Raw genomic sequence first — 20613 nt, forward strand, 5'->3', positions numbered from 1 at the left:
TCTTTTTTTAAAACAATCCGTTTAATTCGGCATTAATTCGTTCGATGATGTTTCCTAAATCTTCAGGGTTGTCCACAAAGTTAATTTTATCCACATCAATAATCAGTAATTTTCCTTTTGTATAGGTGTGAATCCATGCTTCGTAGCGTTCGTTCAAACGACTCAAATAATCGATAGAAATAGAGTTTTCGTATTCGCGTCCGCGTTTGTGGATTTGTCCCACTAAATTCGGAATTGAACTTCTTAGGTAAATTAATAAATCGGGAGCTTTAACCGTAGATTCCATCAATTCAAAAAGGGTAGCATAATTTTGAAAATCACGATTGGTCATCAATCCCATGGCGTGAAGGTTAGGGGCAAAAATATGAGCATCTTCATAAATGGTTCTGTCCTGAATTACTTTTTTTCCGCTTTCGCGAATTTGCATAACCTGGCGGAAACGACTGTTCAAGAAATAAATTTGAAGATTGAAAGACCAACGCTCCATTTGGTGATAAAAATCATCCAGATACGGATTGTCAACTACGTCTTCGTAATGAGGTTCCCATTTAAAATGTTTGGATAGTAAAGCGGTTAATGTTGTTTTTCCTGAGCCTATATTTCCTGCTACTGCTATGTGCATTATGATGTTACAGTTTTATGATTTGTATTTTACTAAAGATGTAAAAATAGAAAAAAAATAGTCTTTATTGTAAGTGATTTGAATGATTTTAAATTTTGTTTGAACTGCTGTTTTTTTGCGTTTTCTAATATTGGATTAAATAAAGAAGCCGCCTCAATACAATTTTTGAGACGGCTTCCTTTAGTTAGAAAATTGAATTTTATAGCGAATATTTCAATGTAATTCCATACGTTCTCTGATCTCCTAATACTCCGGCATAGTGACCGGCATTACCACCGGCAGGTAATAATTGTTCAAAATAATCTTTATTTAAAAGGTTGCGTCCCCAGAAGTTGATTGATAAACCTTCAGTAGCTCTAAATCCTAAACGACCATTAAAGATTGCATAGCCGTCAACAACCAAGTATTTTGAGGCCGATGGACTTGAAGAAAATTCTGAACGGGCATAAGAATCTACAGCTACAAAGAATTTACCTAAATTTCCAAAGAATTTTGCATCTGTTGTGTATTCACCACCTAAACTTCCGGCCCATTTTGAAACTCCTGGTAAACTGCTTCCTGAAACATCTTTAAAAGATACTGAAGATCCTGTTTCTTCTAATGGTAGTGGTGCATTTGTAAATTTAATGTATTTTCCATCCGTATAAGTTGCAGCTCCATTTATAGTAAAATTTTTGTTGATAACAAAACTGGCATCCAATTCGGCACCTCTTACACGTACTTTATCAGCATTGGCTAAATAACCACGATTGACACCTAATTCAGCAGCCTGAACATTAGTTTGGTAATCCGTAATATCGGTATTAAAGAAAGTTAGGTTCAAGATAGTATTATTAAATGGAGATGTTTTAACACCTGCTTCGTAGTGCTGTACTTTTTCGGGTTTGATTACTGCCAAATCAAGAGCTGGTTGACCGGAAACAGTTGGAAGTCCGGCAACATTTACCCCAACAGGCTTGTAGCTTTTTGCATAAGTTGCGTAAGCATTAATTCGGTCAGATGCCTTGAAAGATAGCGTTAAGTTTCCTGAAAAGTCAGTTGCATCCGTGTTTTTGCTAAAACTTTGGTCAGTATAAACTAATCTTTTTAGAGCGATTAATTCAGGATCTGTCGTTTGTAAACCTCCGTAAGTGGCACGGTCGTAATCGGCATCCTTTTTATCATAATTGTATCTTAAACCTGGTAAAATATGTAATTTATCAGTAATAGCCCAGTCTAATTGACCAAATACAGCAGCACTAACTGAATGGATACCTGCATTTGTTCTTATACCATATCCTTCAAAAAGACCTGGTGTTTGCCATTTGGTGCTAGTAGTACTTTGAGAGAAACGCCATTGTGCACTTCCTGATTCTTCTGTTCCATATGTATTAACTTCCTGGTCAATAAAGAATATTCCTCCAACTCCCGATAATTTTGGGCTGATTTCTCCAGCATAACGCACTTCTTGGGTGAATTGCTCATGTCTGTTTGGATTTTGTGATTTTGCTAAAACTTGTAATCCTGTAAAATCCCTGTCATTTGACGGATCCCAAGTTGAAAAGCGCCAGGCTGTTGTTGAGGTAAGTGTTCCTCCTCCAATTTTTGTATCAACATTAAGCGAAATACCTCCTATGTCTTGTCCGGAACGCCATGGAGTATCATGGTCAATTTTACGATCAAAAGGATTTGTGCTTGGAAGGGTATAATTTAAATCGGCAATAATTTGATTGAATTGACGGTATGCAGCTCTTTGAGTTGGAGCAACACCGGCAAGAACCTGTGCATATCCATCAGGACGTTGTGTGGTGATGTCTGCAGCTAATGTAATATTAGTATTTTCTGTAGGGGTAAAAAGTAACTGACCTCTGATTCCCTGATTGTTTAATGTATTTGTTGCTTTTCCTGTTGCCACATTTTCAATTAAACCATCACGTTGTGTTCCTGAAAAAGAAATACGTCCTGCAATTTTTTTTGCAATTGCTCCTGTAATAGATGCTTTGGCTTGCAGGAAAGAATAATTTCCATAGCTTACTTCAAAGTCAGCAGCAGGAGTAAAACTTGGCTTTCTGGTTGTAATATTAAAGGCACCTGAAGTGGTGTTTTTTCCAAATAACGTTCCTTGCGGTCCGCGTAGTACTTCTATTTGACTTACATCAATAAAATCTAAAGTTGTAATTGCAGGGCGGGCATAATAGACACCATCAATATAGAAACCAACACCCGGATCAATACCATCATTAGTAAGACCAAAAGGAGAACCTAAACTACGAATGTTAATTCCTGTGTTTCTTGGGTTTGATGAGTAAAGCTGAACAGATGGAATCAATTCTTTAATTCTGTTTACATTAAAGGCACCTGCCTGTTCTGCTTGTTTTCCGCTAACTACTGAAATTGGAATAGGTACGTTTTGTGCTTTTTCAATTCTTCTTCGAGATGAGATAACAACTTCAACAAGTTCGTTTTCTTCAGAAAGTTTTATTGTTAATGGAGCTGTTTGATTTTCAGTAATAGTTATTTCTTCCGTTTTGTATCCTACATATTGTATTAATAGGGAAAAAGAAGTCTTGTCTTTTGTGTCAATCGAAAAATTTCCGTTTGCATCTGTGGTCGTGTTGTATTTAGTTCCTTTCAGGATAACATTTGCACCTGGTAGAGATTGGTCCTGACTGTTTTTTACGTTTCCTTTTAAAGTATTCTGTGCATTTGAAACTGAAAAGAATAATAGTAATGTGATTATTGTGATTGATTTTGTATAAATTGTTTTCATGTTTAGTATTTATGTATGTTATATGTAATTAGTAGAATTTAAAAATAAATTTTTTTAACTAACACATACACATTATAATAGCTATGGTTGTATTGCTGTTTAGAGTTTTGTTTTCTTTTGAATAATTTTCCGAAAAAATAAATTTTGTTCGTTGCCTTTTCATAAGTTTCATTTTTAGGTTTTTATATATGATTTTAATTCTGGGGCAAATGTATATAATTAATTCTATATAATTAGTAGAAATTAAAATATATTTTTTTATTTTTTTACTAATGAGGTTATCGTAATGCCTTGCATTGCTTTTAAAGTTTCTTCCCTAATAGTGATTAATCCGTGTCGTAGCAGGCATTCCGACTCGTCTTTGCAATCTAAACAACGCTCGTAAAAATTGATAGAAGCACAAGGTAGTAAAGCAATAGCACCGTCAAATAATCGGTGAATATCAGCTAGTGTAATTTCGTTTCCTGATTTTAAAAGGTAATATCCGCCAAATTTCCCTTGCTTACTGCCTACTAAATGCCCACGTTTTAAGTCTAAAAGAATTTGTTCTAAAAACTTTTTAGGAATATTAGCTGCTTCAGCTATATCAGTGGTTTTAGAAATATGATTGACATCTTGTTGCGCTAAATAGAGTAGGGCTTTAAGTGCGTATTTGGTTTTTTGTGAAAGCATTTGTGTGGGTTATCTTATGTGGTTCAGATAAATTCAGGATAAAGATAAATAATTTTATAAAGGAGTCAAGGAATTTTTAAAATAAATAAACCATTAGCTGTAGCCAATGGTTTATTATGATTGTGTTTGAATAAAAAATTATGGCTGTCCGCTAAGCGGACCAAATGAAAAAATAGGCCACAGATGATACTGATTGAACAGATAAAAACGGATTTTTTTAGTTTTTTGTAAATGATAATCTGCGAAAATCCGTTTCATCTGTGTGCCATTCTCAATGAAAGTTATATAAAAAATTACCAACTTCCGCTGGAACCGCCGCCAGAGAAACCTCCGCCGCCAAAGCCTCCACCGAAGCCGCCTCCACCAAATCCACCACCAGAAGAACCTCCACCGAAGCCTCCTCCAAAACCACCGCTATTGCGTCCCAGATTACTCAGGATAATAACATCTAATAAACTGGGACCTCCGCCACCACTATTTCCGGAGTTTCCACTACCGCCACCTTTGTTTCTGGATGCTAAAATCAAAATAAAAGCAATGATGATGATAAAAGGGAGAAATGGGAAATCTTGTTCTTGTTTGGCTTGTTTTCGAGTGCCTTTGTATTTGCCTTTAAAAACATCAAACAAGGCGTCGGTTCCTTTGTTAACTCCGTTGTAATAACTACCGGCTTTGAATTCAGGAATGATGATGTTTCGGATAATTTCACCGCCAATTCCGGCCGTCAATCGGTCTTCTAAACCATAACCCGGATTGATGGCAATTTTTCGGTCGTTTTTAGATATTAAGATAATTACGCCATTATCGTCTTTTTTAGTTCCTCCAACTCCCCAGGTGTGTCCCCATTTGGTAGCGAGTAAACTAACGTCTTCGCCTTTTAAACTCTCTATTGTAATAACCACAATTTGTGTTGTGGTTGTATCAGAATATCGAATGAGTTTTTCTTCTAATTGCGTTTTTTCGTTGGTGCTAAAAAGATTGGCATAGTCATAAACCGAAGTCTGTAAACTGGGGTCTTTTGGTTTTTCTGGAATTGTAAATTGTGAAAAGATGCAATTGCAGGAAAAAAGTACAGATAGTAAGAGTACAAATTGAAAAATTCCTTTGGAATTTGAGTTTTTCTGTGTTGGAATTTTCATTATTTATCCTTTTGAGATTTCGTTAGATAATTCGTTGCTGTCACCTTCCTGCCAAGGGAAATATTTTTTAAGCTGTTCTCCGGCTCTTAGAATCCCGTCAACAAGTCCTTGTTTGAATTTATGTTGCTTGAATTGAGCAACCATAGCATCACGGGTACAATTCCAAAAATCGGCTTCAACAACATCGTTGATTCCCTTGTCTCCGCATATCACAAAGTTATGATCGTCAACCGCCAGATAAATTAACACGCCGTTTTTTAATTCGGTTTCATCCATTTTAAGTTCATGGAAAATTTCCTTCGCACGATCGTAGGTGTCCATAGAAGTTGTTCTTTCAATATGGACTCTAATCTCGCCGGAGGTGTTTTTTTCAGCTATTCGGATAGCTTCAACAATTTCTTGTTCTTCCTCTTTGGTTAAAAAATCTTCTACTTTTGACATTTGTTTTGTTTTTTTAATACCTATTAAAAAGCCCCTCCTCTGGAGGGGTTGGGGAGGATTAGAATTTTACTTCCACTGGTTTATCAGCACCTTCAACAGCGTTGAAATAGGCTTTTTCTTTGAAACCAAAAATTCCAGCAAATAGGGTATTTGGAAACGTTTTGATGTGCGTATTGTATGGTTTTACCGCTTCATTAAAACGAGTACGAGCCGTTAAAATTTGGTTTTCAGTACTGGCCAATTCGTCTTGTAATTTTAAGAAATTTTGATTGGCTTTCAAATCGGGATATTTTTCTACCGTAATTAATAAACGAGACAAAGAACTGCTTAAGCCACTTTGAGCTGAGTTAAACGCTGCTAATTGTTCTGGTGTAATATTAGTTGGGTCAATTGTAGTTTGTGTAGCCTTAGCACGAGCTTCGATAACAGCTGTTAAAGTGCTTTTTTCAAAATCAGCAGCTCCTTTAACGGTATTTACTAAGTTTCCTATTAAGTCATTACGTCTTTGATAAGAAGTTTGCACATCTCCCCAAGATTGTTCTACATCCTGACCTAGAGTCACTGCAGTGTTGTTAATTCCTTTAACCCAGCTATAACCACCAATAATGATAATTGCTAAAATAATCCAAGGTAAAAATTTTTTAAAATCCATGTTTCTGTTTAATTTAAAGTTTAATATTTATTGTTTTTATTTATTTCAAAATTGATATTGACTAAAGCTCATTTTTAATATTAGTCAGCTGTACTTTGATTGCTTCCAGTTTACTGATGATTTCAAATTTGTCTAGCGTTTTTTTCTGACCTTCTTTCAAATGGGTTTTAGCTCCTTCTAGCGTGAATCCTCTTTCTTTAACCAAATGGTAAATTAATTGGAGATTTTTGATGTCTTCAGGAGTAAACATTCTATTGCCTTTAGCATTCTTTTTGGGTTTGAGAATGTCAAATTCGCTATCCCAAAAACGAATAAGAGATGCATTGACGTCAAAGGCTTTCGCCACCTCGCCGATGCTGTAATATCTTTTGCCGGGTTGTAATTCTATGTGCATTTTTGTTATTTTTTTAGTCCGTAGTTACTAGTCCTTAGTTCCCAGTCTTTTTTTTATATTGTTTTTATCATCTATTATTAATTATGGTATCTAAATTTTCAATTACTTGTTACTAATCACTATAGGATCAGATACTAAGTACTAAAAACTAATCCAGCGATTGGTTTTCCTGGTTGGCCAATTTTGAAATGGCAACGTATTCCACTGCCGAAATATTGCCATAATAAAAATTAAGCGGATTCACCACCCGACCGTCTTTGTGAACTTCATAATGCAAATGTGGTGCTTCGGATCTTCCTGTGCTTCCTACTAATCCAATAATGTCCCCACGTTTTACTCTTTGTCCCCTTTGACATTTGTATTTGCTCAAATGGGCATATAAGGTTTCGTATCCATAACCATGTCTGATAACAATATGGTTTCCATATCCCGAAGCGGTATTGTCGGCCCGTGCAATGACCCCATCTCCGGTGGCGAATATAGGAGTACCCTGTTTAGCTGTAAAATCCATGCCTTTGTGCATTTTTCTAGCTTTGGTAAAAGGATCAGTGCGATAACCAAAACCGGAAGCCATGTGTTTTAAATTTTCATTTCTAACCGGCTGAATGGCCGGAATAGCGGCCAGTAATTTGTTTTTCTCTTTGGCTAATTTTAAAATATAATCTAATGATTGCGATTGAATTACGAGCTCTTTTGTTAAAATATCGACTCTTTTAGTGGTTTGTAAAACCAGTTGGCTGTTGTTGTATCCCTGAAGCGCTTTGTACTTATTTGCACCCTTGTAGCCTGCTTTTCTTTCTTCTTCAGGAATGGGCGCTGTATTAAAATAAGTGCGATACAGGTTGTTGTCACGCTCTTCAATAGCTTCCACTACATTGTCCAGTTGATCTATTTTTTTATTCAAAAAAGCATAGTTTAATTTTAAATTTTCAATTTCCCGAATCAAAAGACGGTCTTTTGGAGTGTCAAAATAAGGGGTGTTTAACAAAACTACAAAACTGATAAAACCAAATAAAGCGGAAGCCAACAAAAATAAGGCTACAAAGCCAAATTTTGTTCTTTTTTTGACTTTGATTTTGCGATAAGCCAGATTTTCAGAATCGTAATAATATTTTACTTTCGCCATATTTTAAAATACCCTATTTTTGCACCTCTAAAAAAGCACATTGCAACAAATTTAATAAATGTTTTAGTTGTTCCGCCCTTTTTTTAGTATTAAATATAACATAAAATTGATTGACAAAATTTAAAAATTCAAGGATTTAAAAATTGTTGAATTTAGGAGTTTTACAAAAAATAAATAAAAACTTTGTGCCTTAGCGCCTTAGTGGCAAAAAAATATAAAAATGAAATCACAAGACATTCGCAAAGCGTATTTACAATTCTTTGAAAGTAAAGGACATTTAATTGTTCCTTCGGCACCTATTGTTCTAAAAGACGATCCAACCCTGATGTTTAATAACTCAGGAATGGCTCAGTTTAAAGAATATTTTTTAGGAAACGCCACGCCAAAAAGCAATCGTATTACTGATACGCAAAAATGCCTTCGTGTTTCAGGAAAACACAACGACTTAGAAGATGTAGGTTTTGATACTTACCATCATACGATGTTCGAAATGTTAGGGAACTGGTCTTTTGGAGATTATTTCAAAAAAGAGGCTATTCCGTGGGCTTGGGAATTTTTAACAGAAGTGTTGAAATTAGACAAAGACCGTTTGTATGTTTCTGTTTTTGAAGGTAACGAAGCAGAGAATGTACCTTTTGATCAGGAAGCTTTTGATATTTGGAAACAATTTGTATCTGAAGATCGTATTATCCTTGGAAACAAAAAAGACAATTTCTGGGAAATGGGAGATCAGGGACCTTGTGGACCATGTTCGGAAATTCATATCGATTTGCGTACTGATGCTGAAAGAGCTGCAATTTCAGGTTTTAGTTTAGTCAATGCCGATCATCCGCAGGTAGTGGAGATCTGGAACAACGTATTTATGGAATTCAACCGTAAAGCCGATGGTTCATTGGAAAAGTTACCGGCACAACACGTAGATACCGGAATGGGATTTGAACGTTTGTGTATGGCGATGCAAAATGTAACATCTAATTATGATACCGATGTATTTACACCACTTATTGAAAAAGTGGAGCAAATTACAGGATTGAAATACACCTCAAATGAAATAAAAAATATTTCAGAAGAGCAGAATAAAACCAATATTGCGATTCGTGTAGTGGTGGATCACGTTCGTGCCGTAGCCTTTGCTATTGCTGACGGACAGTTGCCATCTAACACTGGAGCAGGTTATGTAATTCGTCGTATTTTGCGTCGTGCTATTCGTTACGGTTTTACTTTTCTAAATACTAAAGAACCTTTTATCAATCAATTGGTTGCTGTTTTAGCAGATCAAATGGGTGAATTTTTCCCGGAAATCAAAAAGCAACAAACTTTGGTTACCAATGTAATTCGTGAAGAAGAAGCTTCTTTCTTAAGAACTTTAGATCAAGGATTGCAATTGTTGGAAAATGTAATGGCTGAGACTAAAGGAAAAGAAGTAGCAGGAACAAAAGCATTCGAATTGTATGATACTTTTGGTTTCCCAATTGATTTAACCGCTTTGATTCTTAGAGAAAGAGGATTCAGTCTGGACGAAGCTGGTTTTGATAAAGCGATGCAAGAACAAAAATCGCGTTCTCGTGCGGCTTCAGAAGTTTCTACTGATGACTGGAAAATCATGGTTGACGGGAATATAGAGTCTTTTGTAGGTTACGATCAAGTAGAAAACGAAGTAAAAATCACTCGTATTCGTAAAGTAGATTCTAAAAAAGATGGTGTTTTGTACCAAATCGTTTTAGATGCAACGCCATTTTACCCAGAAGGAGGAGGACAAGTAGGAGATAAAGGAACATTGGTTTCGGCTAATGAAACCATTGAAATTATAGATACCAAGAAAGAGAATAATCTAATCTTGCATTTTACTAAAAAATTGCCGGAAAATGTAAACGCCTCTTTCGTAGCCAAAGTTAATACCGATTTAAGAGCGGCGACTTCTAAAAATCACTCGGCGACACACTTGATGCACCAGGCGTTGAGAAGTATTTTAGGAACGCATGTGGAGCAAAAAGGATCTTTGGTAAACCCAAAAAATTTACGTTTTGACTTTTCTCATTTTTCTAAAGTAACTGATGAAGAATTGCAGCAAGTAGAGGATTTTGTAAATGCTCGAATTCAAGAGCAATTGCCATTGATCGAAAGAAGAAGTATTCCTATCCAACAAGCTTTAGACGAAGGAGCAATGGCTTTGTTTGGAGAAAAATATGGTGATAATGTACGTGCAATTAAATTTGGAGACAGCATGGAATTGTGTGGAGGAATCCACGTAAACAATACCGCTGATATTTGGTCTTTCAAAATTGTTTCTGAAGGAGCAGTAGCGGCAGGAATCCGTCGTATTGAAGCGATTACCGGAGATGGCGTAAGACAGTTTTTTGCTTCGCAGGAAGAATTGTTAGACGAAATTAAAACGGCATTGAAGAATCCACAAGATACGGTTAAAGCAGTAGTTTCTTTACAGGATGAAAATGCCAAATTGAAAAAACAAGTGGAAGCTTTGTTGAAAGAGAAAGCGAAAAATATGAAAGCGGAATTGGCAAACGAACTTCAACAAGTAAACGGGGTTCAATTTTTAGCTAAACAAGTTGATTTGAACCCAGAGGGAGCAAAAGATTTGGCTTATGAATTAGGGAATTTAGGAGATAATCTGTTTTTAGTTTTGGCTACAGCCGAAGAAGGAAAACCAATGTTAAGCTGTTATATTTCTAAAGAATTAGTGGCTGAGAAAAATCTAAATGCAGGTCAGGTAGTTCGTGAATTAGGGAAGTTTATCCAAGGTGGGGGTGGAGGACAGCCGTTCTTTGCAACTGCAGGAGGTAAAAACGCAGCCGGAATCCCGGATGCTTTATCAAAAGCAATTGACTTTGTGAAGTAAAATTTAAGTTTTATAAAAATCAAGAAACCCTTTTAGAATGTGTAAGCAAACTAAAAGGGTTTCTCTTTTTAAGTATGAAAAAGTTATTTTTAGGAATGGTTTAGTTCAATTCCGTTTTCTTCCAGAATATCCAGTAAGTAATTGTTTTCTTTAGGATCGTATTTTTCAATACCACTTTGATACCACTTCACTAAAACACTTATCTGGAAATGGGTATAACCTTCGGTGTCAATATTAATACCCAGTAAGCCTGCCATTAGGAATTCTTCTAAGATTTTTTCGGTGATGATTTTTTTCGGAATTCCGTCAAGGATGCAGCCATTTACACTTTCGTAATCAACTCTACCGGAGTTAAATCCGTCATTAAAAGCAGTATTGGCTGTGTCGCTTTTTACTTTCGAATAAGGATCAAGACCTTTAGAATAACCTTCTAAATAATCTTGTCTGTAAATTGGGTTGAATATGTTTTTCATGGTGTTGGTTGTAGTATTCATTATCAAAAGTAAAAGCAATAAATGAGTTCACCATTTAAAATCGTTGAAAGGATAAAATACTCTTTAAATCGCTTGGGCTATGTATTTTGTCGATAAAATAAGTAGTTGGTTTGCATCAGTAATTCTTTTTGAAGTACCAAATTAGAGTTCGTTTGAGTTCAGGTCGAATTTAGCCTAAGAAGTTTTGCAAAAACGAATTAACAATTTGATGAGGTTAAACCCTGATATAGAAAATGTTTCGATATTTTGCAGTAATTGTTGTTTGAAATATTCTTTTTAACGAGTTTTTAGGTTGTTGAACTTGTTTTGTTGGCTTAGCTGTATTTAATATATAGTTTTGAAGTCCCCAATATGCTATGTTCAAATTAACCTATAAAACCATGAGAAAATTAAATAGAATATTTGTTTTCATTTCAATAGTTGCTGTTCTTTTTAGTTCTTGTTCCAATGAAAAAGAAATTAAAGGAAAGAATTTTGTCAAAATTATTGAATCTACCGAGAATGGTGTTTCAGAAAATTCCGTTTTTACATACAATCAAAATCAATTGTTAAGTGCCGATAATTCAAAGGAAAGAATTGATTATACCTATACTGACGGCTTGATTACTAAAATTGTTAAGTATAATAAGCAAACACAACTTAGTGTTACATTACAATATACTTATCTTGATGATAAATTAGTTAAAATAACTTCGTCCGATCATTATGTGATTTATTACACTCATGAAAACAGTGAAACGGTTTTGTATGAAAAATTCAAGATCGATACTCAAAATCAGGAGCAAATGGTACATCATGGAACCTTGTTTTTTAAGAATAAAAATTTAATCAAGGTGGAGCGTACTTTTGATAATGTTGATGAAGGAGTGCTTTCTACTTCTAAAACTACTTATGAGTACGATACTTATAATAATCCGTATTGTGCTATTTTAGGTTACAACCAATTATTGGATAATGCTGCTTTAGTTTCTAAAAACAATGTTGTTTTAACCGTTGTTGAAACTAAGGTTGTAAATGGAGAAGAAACAATTGCTTCGGCAAATTTGTATCCAACAACCTATAAATACGATGCCGATAATTATCCTACTGAACAGGTTTCGGAATCGAGTGTAGGAAATTCAAATTATTCTAAAATCCAATATTTGTATTAGTTATCGGTTTTAAAGCAGTTTGTAAGTCTGTAAGTTATATAAGTTTTGTTGTTTGGTGTATCGATACTTATATGGTCTTAATATATTATAAAACAGCAACTCAAAGTTTATGTAAGTAAGACTAGATAAGCTAAAACTTATATGGCTTATATGGTTTAAAAAGCAACATTATTTATGTTTAATTGTTTGCAAAAAAAAGTTGGTATAAGACTCATTATAATAAATATTATTATACTTATTTTTGGTAAAAAACTGCAATGCAATTTCGTACCCCAATACCCATTTTAGAAAGTCCGTTTCCTGTTGATTATCATTCAGGAATTTTAAGTTTGGGTTCTTGTTTTGCGGTAAATATGGCCGAAAAATTGGAGTATTTTAAATTTCAAAATGCTTGCAATCCGTTTGGGATTATTTTTAATCCCGTTTCGATTGAAAAATTAATTTCAAGAGCCGTTACTAAACAGTTTTTTAGCGAAAAAGATATTTTCGTTCTCAATGATTCATGGCATTGTTTTGAAGTTCATTCGGAACTTTCAAATTCTGATAAAGCAATTTTTTTACAATTATTAAATGAATTAGTTGTTGCAACACATCAGCAAATAATCCAGTCCAGCCATTTTCTAATTACTTACGGAACGGCTTGGGTATATCGTCATATCGAAAGCGGAGAAATAGTGGCCAATTGTCATAAACTACCCCAGAAGCAATTTACAAAGGAAATTTTATCGATTGACAGCATTCAAACCGCAATTCAGAATACATTTCGTTTAATTCAGTCGCTAAATCCCGAGGCAAAATTTACATTCACTGTTTCACCAGTGCGTCATATCAAAGATGGCGTTGTAGAAAATCAAAGGAGTAAAGCCCATTTAATTAGTGCAATTCATCAGGTTTTAGGGGATTCTGCTTTCTGCAATGTAAATTCCGCCATTTATTTTCCCAGTTACGAAATTATGATGGACGAATTACGTGATTATCGCTTTTATGCCGAAGACATGCTGCATCCTAACCAAGTGGCAATAAATTACATCTGGCAGCGATTTAAGGAAACTTCCATTTCAAAAACTGCTTTTATTGTTATGGAGCAAGTGGAAGGAATTCAAAAAAGCTTATCCCATCGGTCTTTTAAGCCAGAATCAGAAAGTCATCAAAAATTTCTAGCCAAACTTCAGGCAGGAATTACTAAATTGTGTTCGGAATATCCATTTATGAAATTTTAATTATGATAAAAAACATACTTATTGGAGCCGCAGTTATAGTGGCAGCCGTCTTGTTATTTAAATTTTGTGATTTCAAAAAAAGCGATGAAGATGCTATTAGTTACAATACCAATCTGATTCAGCAGCAAATTGTAAACGTTGGTAAATTAGTCGTTACCGAGGGGCATTTCTCAGAAGTGATTACCTATAAAAATCAGCAAAAATACCTGTTGGATATGGTTTCTTTTGAAAAAAAAGCGCTCATTGTGGTCAATGCCGATGTGACCGTGGCTTATGATTTGCACCAAATGAAGTATGATATTGACGAAAAAAACAAAATAATCACTATTGTAAGTATTCCAAAAGAAGAAATAAAAATCAGTCCCGATATTCAGTTTTATGATGTAGAACAAAGCAAACTGAATCCTTTTACGGGCGATGATTACAATAAAATCAACAAGCAGGTTAAGGCTAATTTGGCAAAGAAAATAGCTAAATCAACCTTAAAATCTAATGCCCAAAACCGACTCATTAGCGAACTTTCTAAAATTTTGATTCTGACCAACACTATGGGGTGGAAATTACAATACGAAGGCAAAGTTATTGAAACTGAAAAAGATTTAGGGCAACAGGTGAAATTATAGTTGATTTAGTTTTCGAAAAAATTCCGTCCGCCATTTCTGAAATACTCAATTTTGTAAAAGAACATTTCTGCCATGTTTTTAGCTCGGAGTTTTGCTTCTTCTGCTAGTTTTCCTTGGAATAAAGCATCGATAGTTTCGGTAAAAATTTCCATCCAACGATTAAAATGCTCTTTTTCTACCGGCAAATGCTTGTGCGGAGGAAACGGACTGCCTGAGTAGGTGTGTTCTTCGAGTAAGATGGTTTGCCAAAAACGGTACATTCTTTCTAAATGTGCCGGCCAATTAGGGCCTATTTTTTCATTAAAAACAGGTCCAATTAAGTTGTCTTCTCGTACTTTAGCATAGAAACTATCTACTAATAATTTGATGTCGTCAAGATTTTTAATATCGGCTAAATCGCTCATGTTTTCTGGAATAATGAATTACAAAGTTAGCTTGTTTTTAGCCAATTAATTGATGAAATAAGTCTTGTTTTTCGTTGAGGTATTTGTATTCAAAACCTTTGTTGTCCATTTTGGTTTTTATAGCAATAATATCGTTTTTGTTTTTGAGTTCCAATCCTACAACGGCAGGGCCTACTTCGCGATTGTTTTTCTTTGTAAACTGAAAATAAGTAATATCATCGTCAGGACCTAAAATGTCGTTGACAAATTCTTTTAAAGCACCCGGACGTTGCGGAAACTGAATCATAAAATAGTGCATCAATCCTTCGTAAAGCAAAGAGCGTTCTTTTATTTCGGCGGTACGTTCAATGTCGTTGTTACTTCCGCTAACAATGCACACTACGGTTTTTCCTTTTATTTTTTCTTTATAAAAATCCAATGCCGAAATAGTCAATGCCCCTGCGGGTTCTACTACCATGGCTTCTTCGTTGTACAAACGCAAAATAGTGGTACATACTTTTCCTTCAGGAACAAGAATAATGTCGCTTAGGTTTTTTTTACAAATGTCAAAAGTCATTTTCCCCACTTGTTTTACGGCTGCTCCGTCAACAAATTTGTCGATGTTTTCTAAAATGGTCACTTTTCCATTTTCTATAGATGTTTTCATCGAAGAAGCACCTTCGGGCTCAACGCCAATGATTTTAGTATTAGGACTCAAATACCTGAAAACTTCCGAAAGCCCTGAGGCTAGTCCGCCGCCGCCTATGGGAACAAATACATAATCAATAGGTTTTTTATAGCTTTCCAGAATTTCAAGACCTACCGTTCCCTGACCGGCAATAACTTTAATGTCATCAAAAGGATGGATGAAAGGCATCTTGTTTTTGGTAGCATCAGCCAATGCAGCGGCGTAAGCATCGTCAAAAGTATCTCCTGTAAGCACAATTTCTACAAAGGAACCTCCAAAAAGTTTGACTTGTTTTATTTTTTGCTTCGGTGTGGTTTTAGGCATGTATATTTTGCCTTTTATCTGAAGTAATTTACAGGAATAAGCAACGCCCTGCGCATGATTTCCGGCACTAGCACATATTACACCCTGATCTTGTTCTTCAGGGCTAAGCGTGCTGATTTTGTTGTAAGCTCCTCTGATTTTATAGGAACGTACCGTTTGTAAATCTTCTCTTTTTAATAGAATTCGGGCATTGAATTCGGTTGATAGATTCAAATTTTCCGATAGCGGTGTCTCCATGACCACGCCCTGTAATTGCTTTTTGGCTTCTTGTATTTGGTTTAGTAGTTTCATTTTATTGGTATAAAAAAACCTCCCGTATTGGGAGGTTGAATAAATGGTATCTTGATTACTTATTTACATAACACTCCGTCATTATTATTGGATAATAATGTTAATTGTGATACCTATGTTAATCGTGTTGTTCATTTTTTATGATTGTATTACAAATATATCATTTTATATTTTAGGTCTTTTAAAAATTTTAAATCAATTTTACACCCTTTAGGCTTGGTGAAAGAATATGATTTATTTTTTTTCAGTAGGTGGGAATTGCGCCAGAATTTTGGCAACAAACTCATTGATTTGGTTTTCTTTCTCTCTTCGATTTTCAGTTAGGGTTCCAACTCCTTCACCTTGCCAAATCAACTCTTTTTTCTTAGCATCGATTAAATCGATATACAGTGTGCCTTGGGTTGATGAGCTAACATAGGTGTTGCCGCCCCATAAGAAAGGATTCCATCCCCAACCCCAACCGTAACCCCAACCCATATTGAATTGGTTCACGTCAAGTTGTTCTCTCTCTTTGGTGAAAAAATTGATTAGTAAATCAGGATTTTCACTTTTGCTCATGCCTTTTTTACTCAATTCGTTGTCAATAGCATGTAGTATTCTTTTTTTGTCTAATTCAGATATTTGAACCCGATCAATGCCTTTTTTGTGAAAAGCATAGGTTTTGTATTGACTAAAATCAGCACGACTGTCAAAATCAGAATAAACCCTAACAGAGCTACAGGAACTCAATAGAAAAATAAATAAAAGCGGTAGTATTTTGAGTGTTTTCATAATGCAATTGTTTGATTGTTAAATATATGAATAAAAATGGGTTATGTTTTTATATACGCTAAAATAAGATAAATAGATTCGGGTTGTTTTTATAACGATTTCTTATTTGTACCTGTTTTTTTGTCGTATCCATAAGGACAATGACGGCAACCACTCTTGCAACAATAGCCTCTCTTTAAGTGGTATTTTTCAGTAAAACATTTGTATCCTTCGGCTGTGTAATAGAAATCTTCTCCTTCTATTAATTTATTTTCATTACTTTGTTCAATCATTAATAGGTTTTGTTGTTAGTTTACACAAATTTATAAATTTAAGAACCAATGTTTTTTGTTGTTAACAAGTATTTAATACCAAAAGGATACCGTGGATTAACGGCTTATCCATTTGTGTTTTTGAAACATCGGATTGATAAACAAAATCCAGTTTTTATCAATCACGAACGCATTCACTTACGGCAACAAATAGAATTATTGATACTTCCTTTTTTTATTTGGTACTTCCTTGAATATCTTGTTCGCTTATTACAATTTCGTAACAAAAATCGTGCCTATCGAAATATTTCTTTTGAAAGAGAGGCATATAGCAACGAAATTGATATGGATTATCTTAAAAAAAGAAGGTTTTTTAGTTTTTGGAAGTATTTGTTTTAATCGCAAAGTTTAGAAGTTTTTTAATACTGCAGATTCGCAGATTTTTTAATAGTTGTTTTTGAATTATTTATTGTAGGGTAAGCAAAGCTTTTCGTGATTTTTTTTAATTCAAAGAAGGGAAAAAAATCTGAAAATCTGCGGTATTAAAAATTATCACAGTCATCATATAATTCACAGTGAACTCGGGGTTAAAAAAAGTTTTCACTATTTTAAAGCTATAAGTTTTACCTTTGTCAAAAAAATAAATGCTTTGAATCAAAAACTGCAAATAATATTTCCTAATTCGATTGCTGTTACCATTAAAAGGGAAGATTTACTGCATCCGGTGGTTTCGGGAAATAAGTTTCGAAAGTTAAAGTACAATTTGCTTCAGGCGAAAGCTGAAAATAAAAAAACGCTGCTTACTTTTGGTGGTGCTTTTTCTAATCATATTGCCGCTGTAGCTTTTGCGGCTCAGGAGCAAGGACTTCAATCCATTGGGATTATCCGTGGCGATGAATTAAGAGATAAAATCGATAGTAATCCAACGCTCCAATTTGCTCAGGAATGCGGAATGCAATTTGAATTTATTTCCCGTGAAGAATATCGATTAAAAAGTGAATCTTCGTTTTTAGATGAATTGAAACAACAATTTGGAGATTTTTATTTGGTTCCCGAAGGGGGAACGAATGCTTTGGCCATAGAAGGCTGTCAGGAAATTTTAACCGATGAGGATAGCGCGTTTGATTATATTTGTTGTGCGGTAGGAACGGGCGGAACCATTTCGGGAATTATTAACAGCGCGTTGCCGCATCAAAAAGTTTTAGGATTTCCGGCTTTAAAAGGTGATTTTTTACAAGATGAAATCCGTATTTTTGTGCAAAATCAAAATTGGGAGTTACTAACTGATTATCATTTTGGCGGATATGGCAAGGTCAATGAAGATTTGATTTATTTTATCAATCAGTTTTATATTGAAAATCAAATTCCGTTAGATCCTGTTTATACCGGAAAAATGGTTTTTGGTGTTATGGATTTGATACAAAAGAATTATTTTCCGGCTCATTCCAATATTTTGCTTATTCACACTGGTGGATTGCAAGGCATTTTTGGCATGAATGAGCGATTGAAAAACAAACAATTACCAACAATAAATATTGATGTTTAAGAAAAACCTACTTTTATTTATTCTTCTGACGCTGATTAGTTGTAATGCTACAAAATCTCCAATTGTAACAACTAAAAAAGGATCCGGTAAAAACACTGCTTATTCTCAAAAAAATAAAAAATACAAAGGTCGCAATGAAGTAATTGAATCTACTTCGAGAACGGTGGTTACAAATGATGTTGTTAATGGTTATGTGTTGCAATACAAAGATATTGCGATGAGTAATATGAAAACCTATGGAATTCCGGCAAGTATTATATTGGCTCAGGGAATTTTAGAATCAGGGGCGGGAAGAGGAAAATTAGCTGAAAGTGCTAACAATCATTTTGGTATCAAATGCCACGCCGACTGGAAAGGAGATTCGGTAAGACATGATGACGATTCCAGTCAGGAATGTTTTAGAAAATACGATAAAGTTTCCGAATCTTACAGAGATCATGCATTGTTTTTAAAAGGCAAAGTCAGGTATGCCAGCTTGTTTGAACTGGATAAAGACGATTATCAGGCTTGGGCAAAAGGTTTGAGAAAGGCAGGTTATGCAACTGATCCGAGATATCCAGACAAATTGATTTCTTATATAGAACGTTACAATTTAGGTCAATATGATGCTCAGGTTTTGGGAACAAATTATGTGCCTGTGGAAAATCAGAATCGAAGAATTGTAGTTAGAAATTCCGGAAATGATACTTTTTATGAAGTTCAGAAAGGAGATACTTTGTATTCTATTTCCAAAAAATACAATCTGTTAGTGGATGATTTAAAGCAAAAAAATAATCTTTCGGATAATACTCTTTTTGTAGGGCAAAAGTTGAAAGTGAAGTAATTATAAGTTATAAAAAAATAATGAGTTGTTAGAAGTCAAGATTGTAAATCTAAATTCTAAACTCTAAAATCAGAAATTTTAAATTAAAAATGTTATACCAAAGAAGTAGTCAGCTGTTTGCTGAAGCAGAAAAAGTAATTCCGGGAGGCGTAAATTCGCCGGTTAGAGCATTCAAATCGGTAGGAGGAACACCTATTTTTGTAAAACAAGCCAAAGGTGCTTATTTGTATGATGAAGACGGAAACCGATTGATTGATTATATTAATTCCTGGGGACCGATGATTTTGGGACATGCTTATGAGCCAGTAGTTCAGGCGGTAACTGAGAAAGCTAAACTGGGAACTTCTTTTGGGATGCCTACGGAATTAGAAACTCAAATTGCTGCTTTGGCGGTATCGATGGTTCCTAATATTGATAAAATCCGTTTTGTAAATTCAGGTACTGAAGCCTGTATGAGTGCGGTAAGATTGGCACGCGGATTTACAAAAAGAGATAAAATTATAAAATTTGCAGGTTGTTATCACGGGCATTCTGATTCTTTCCTGATTCAGGCCGGAAGCGGGGCAATGACCTTTGGAACTCCTAATAGTCCGGGTGTAACTGCTGGAACAGCTAAGGATACCTTGTTGGCTAAATACAATGATTTAGAAAATGTACGCAGTTTAATCGAAGCAAATTCGAACGAAATTGCAGCCATTATAGTAGAACCAGTTGCAGGAAATATGGGTTGTGTGCCGCCAAGCAAAGGCTTTTTAGAAGGTGTACGTCAATTGTGTTCTGAGAACGGAATCTTACTGATTTTTGATGAGGTAATGACCGGTTTTAGATTAGCTAGAGGTGGTGCTCAGGAGTTATTAAACATCAATGCTGATATTGTTTGTTTCGGAAAAGTAATTGGTGGCGGATTACCAGTGGGAGCTTTTGCTGCCAGAGAAGAAATTATGAATTATCTGGCTCCGCTTGGTCCTGTTTATCAGGCGGGAACTTTATCGGGAAATCCACTAGCAATGGCTGCTGGTAAAGCAATGCTGGAATCTTTAAATAATGATACAGCTATTTTTCAAAGATTAGAAGAAAAAACAGCTTATTTAGAAGTCGGAATTCATAAAGTTTTACAAGCAAACAATGTTGTTTATACTATTAATAGAGTAGGTTCTATGATTTCGGTACATTTTGATGCCAGTCCTGTTGTTGATTTTCAAACGGCTGCTAAAGGTGATAATGATACTTTCAAGAAATTCTTCCATGGATTGTTACAGGAAGGTGTTTATATTGCGCCTTCAGCTTACGAAACCTGGTTCATCACCGATGCTTTGAGTTATGAAGATTTGGATTTTACAATCAATGCAATTGATAAAGTTTCAAAGACATTGTAATATAAAAGGGTAAAAAAAAG

General features: G+C 34.9%; 21 protein-coding genes. 8 read left to right on the forward strand and 13 right to left on the reverse strand.

What is annotated here, in order from left to right:
* Window positions 1–7: 7 nt before the first annotated feature.
* The 8 genes from BIW12_RS10610 to BIW12_RS10645 all read right to left on the reverse strand — a co-directional run bounded on the left by BIW12_RS10610 (window position 8) and on the right by BIW12_RS10645 (window position 7795).
* Window positions 8–622: a deoxynucleoside kinase gene (locus tag BIW12_RS10610; protein ID WP_071185086.1), complete on the reverse strand. Its 615-nt coding sequence runs from the start codon at window positions 620–622 to the stop codon at window positions 8–10.
* A gap of 199 nt (window positions 623–821) precedes the next feature.
* Window positions 822–3371 carry a TonB-dependent receptor gene (locus BIW12_RS10615; protein ID WP_071185087.1) on the reverse strand — a complete coding sequence of 850 codons (2550 nt, stop codon included), beginning with the start codon at window positions 3369–3371 and terminating at the stop codon, window positions 822–824.
* A 258-nt stretch (window positions 3372–3629) separates the two neighbouring features.
* Window positions 3630–4043, reverse strand: a complete 414-nt coding sequence (locus BIW12_RS10620) for an RrF2 family transcriptional regulator (RefSeq protein ID WP_071185088.1) — start codon at window positions 4041–4043, stop codon at window positions 3630–3632.
* A 293-nt stretch (window positions 4044–4336) separates the two neighbouring features.
* Window positions 4337–5182 (reverse strand): TPM domain-containing protein, encoded by an 846-nt coding sequence (locus BIW12_RS10625; protein WP_071185089.1) that lies wholly within the window; start codon window positions 5180–5182, stop codon window positions 4337–4339.
* Between the two features lie 3 nt (window positions 5183–5185).
* Window positions 5186–5623, reverse strand: a complete 438-nt coding sequence (locus tag BIW12_RS10630) for a TPM domain-containing protein (protein ID WP_071185090.1) — start codon at window positions 5621–5623, stop codon at window positions 5186–5188.
* Window positions 5624–5681: 58 nt separating this feature from the next.
* Entirely contained in the window at window positions 5682–6275 is a 594-nt protein-coding gene (locus BIW12_RS10635) for a LemA family protein (RefSeq protein ID WP_071185091.1), read from the reverse strand.
* A gap of 61 nt (window positions 6276–6336) precedes the next feature.
* Window positions 6337–6669, reverse strand: coding sequence for a MerR family transcriptional regulator (locus tag BIW12_RS10640; RefSeq protein ID WP_026713247.1), 333 nt, complete (start codon window positions 6667–6669; stop codon window positions 6337–6339).
* A gap of 148 nt (window positions 6670–6817) precedes the next feature.
* On the reverse strand, window positions 6818–7795 hold the full coding sequence (locus BIW12_RS10645; protein ID WP_071185092.1) for a M23 family metallopeptidase: 978 nt from the start codon (window positions 7793–7795) through the stop codon (window positions 6818–6820).
* 220 nt (window positions 7796–8015) lie between these two features.
* Here BIW12_RS10645 and alaS point away from each other — a divergent pair, with 220 nt between their 5' ends.
* Window positions 8016–10652, forward strand: a complete 2637-nt coding sequence (gene alaS / locus BIW12_RS10650; RefSeq protein WP_071185093.1) for an alanine--tRNA ligase — start codon at window positions 8016–8018, stop codon at window positions 10650–10652.
* An 89-nt stretch (window positions 10653–10741) separates the two neighbouring features.
* Here alaS and BIW12_RS10655 read toward each other — a convergent pair whose 3' ends face one another.
* Window positions 10742–11125 (reverse strand): hypothetical protein, encoded by a 384-nt coding sequence (locus BIW12_RS10655; protein WP_140484990.1) that lies wholly within the window; start codon window positions 11123–11125, stop codon window positions 10742–10744.
* 401 nt (window positions 11126–11526) lie between these two features.
* Between BIW12_RS10655 and BIW12_RS10660 the strand changes: the two genes are divergently transcribed.
* The 3 genes from BIW12_RS10660 to BIW12_RS10670 all read left to right on the forward strand — a co-directional run bounded on the left by BIW12_RS10660 (window position 11527) and on the right by BIW12_RS10670 (window position 14140).
* On the forward strand, window positions 11527–12297 hold the full coding sequence (locus BIW12_RS10660) for a hypothetical protein (protein ID WP_071186331.1): 771 nt from the start codon (window positions 11527–11529) through the stop codon (window positions 12295–12297).
* 257 nt (window positions 12298–12554) lie between these two features.
* Window positions 12555–13517 (forward strand): GSCFA domain-containing protein, encoded by a 963-nt coding sequence (locus tag BIW12_RS10665; protein WP_071185095.1) that lies wholly within the window; start codon window positions 12555–12557, stop codon window positions 13515–13517.
* A gap of 2 nt (window positions 13518–13519) precedes the next feature.
* The gene (locus BIW12_RS10670) at window positions 13520–14140 is read left to right on the forward strand and encodes a DUF4230 domain-containing protein (protein ID WP_071185096.1); all 621 of its coding nucleotides are present in this window, start codon (window positions 13520–13522) and stop codon (window positions 14138–14140) included.
* A gap of 5 nt (window positions 14141–14145) precedes the next feature.
* On the opposite strand, the gene BIW12_RS10675 is transcribed toward BIW12_RS10670, so the two are convergent.
* The 4 genes from BIW12_RS10675 to BIW12_RS10690 all read right to left on the reverse strand — a co-directional run bounded on the left by BIW12_RS10675 (window position 14146) and on the right by BIW12_RS10690 (window position 16869).
* Complete coding sequence (locus tag BIW12_RS10675) at window positions 14146–14544, reverse strand: group III truncated hemoglobin (protein ID WP_071185097.1); 399 nt, start codon at window positions 14542–14544, stop codon at window positions 14146–14148.
* A gap of 37 nt (window positions 14545–14581) precedes the next feature.
* On the reverse strand, window positions 14582–15826 hold the full coding sequence (gene ilvA / locus BIW12_RS10680) for a threonine ammonia-lyase IlvA (protein ID WP_071185098.1): 1245 nt from the start codon (window positions 15824–15826) through the stop codon (window positions 14582–14584).
* A 234-nt stretch (window positions 15827–16060) separates the two neighbouring features.
* Window positions 16061–16597 (reverse strand): DUF4136 domain-containing protein, encoded by a 537-nt coding sequence (locus BIW12_RS10685; RefSeq protein WP_071185099.1) that lies wholly within the window; start codon window positions 16595–16597, stop codon window positions 16061–16063.
* An 89-nt stretch (window positions 16598–16686) separates the two neighbouring features.
* Window positions 16687–16869 (reverse strand): DUF5522 domain-containing protein, encoded by a 183-nt coding sequence (locus tag BIW12_RS10690; RefSeq protein WP_071185100.1) that lies wholly within the window; start codon window positions 16867–16869, stop codon window positions 16687–16689.
* Window positions 16870–16917: 48 nt separating this feature from the next.
* On the opposite strand from BIW12_RS10690, the gene BIW12_RS10695 reads away from it, so the two are divergent.
* The 4 genes from BIW12_RS10695 to hemL all read left to right on the forward strand — a co-directional run bounded on the left by BIW12_RS10695 (window position 16918) and on the right by hemL (window position 20593).
* The gene (locus BIW12_RS10695) at window positions 16918–17247 is read left to right on the forward strand and encodes a hypothetical protein (protein ID WP_071185101.1); all 330 of its coding nucleotides are present in this window, start codon (window positions 16918–16920) and stop codon (window positions 17245–17247) included.
* A gap of 250 nt (window positions 17248–17497) precedes the next feature.
* The gene (locus BIW12_RS10700; RefSeq protein WP_157499545.1) at window positions 17498–18394 is read left to right on the forward strand and encodes a 1-aminocyclopropane-1-carboxylate deaminase/D-cysteine desulfhydrase; all 897 of its coding nucleotides are present in this window, start codon (window positions 17498–17500) and stop codon (window positions 18392–18394) included.
* On the forward strand, window positions 18387–19217 hold the full coding sequence (locus tag BIW12_RS10705; protein ID WP_071185103.1) for a glucosaminidase domain-containing protein: 831 nt from the start codon (window positions 18387–18389) through the stop codon (window positions 19215–19217). Before BIW12_RS10700 ends, BIW12_RS10705 begins: the two co-directional genes overlap by 8 nt.
* Before the next feature lie 89 nt (window positions 19218–19306).
* Window positions 19307–20593 (forward strand): glutamate-1-semialdehyde 2,1-aminomutase, encoded by a 1287-nt coding sequence (gene hemL, locus BIW12_RS10710; RefSeq protein WP_071185104.1) that lies wholly within the window; start codon window positions 19307–19309, stop codon window positions 20591–20593.
* The last annotated feature ends 20 nt before the right edge of the window (window positions 20594–20613 follow it).

The sequence above is a fragment of the Flavobacterium commune genome, from assembly GCF_001857965.1.
In the GTDB taxonomy this organism is placed as follows: Bacteria; Bacteroidota; Bacteroidia; order Flavobacteriales; family Flavobacteriaceae; genus Flavobacterium; species Flavobacterium commune.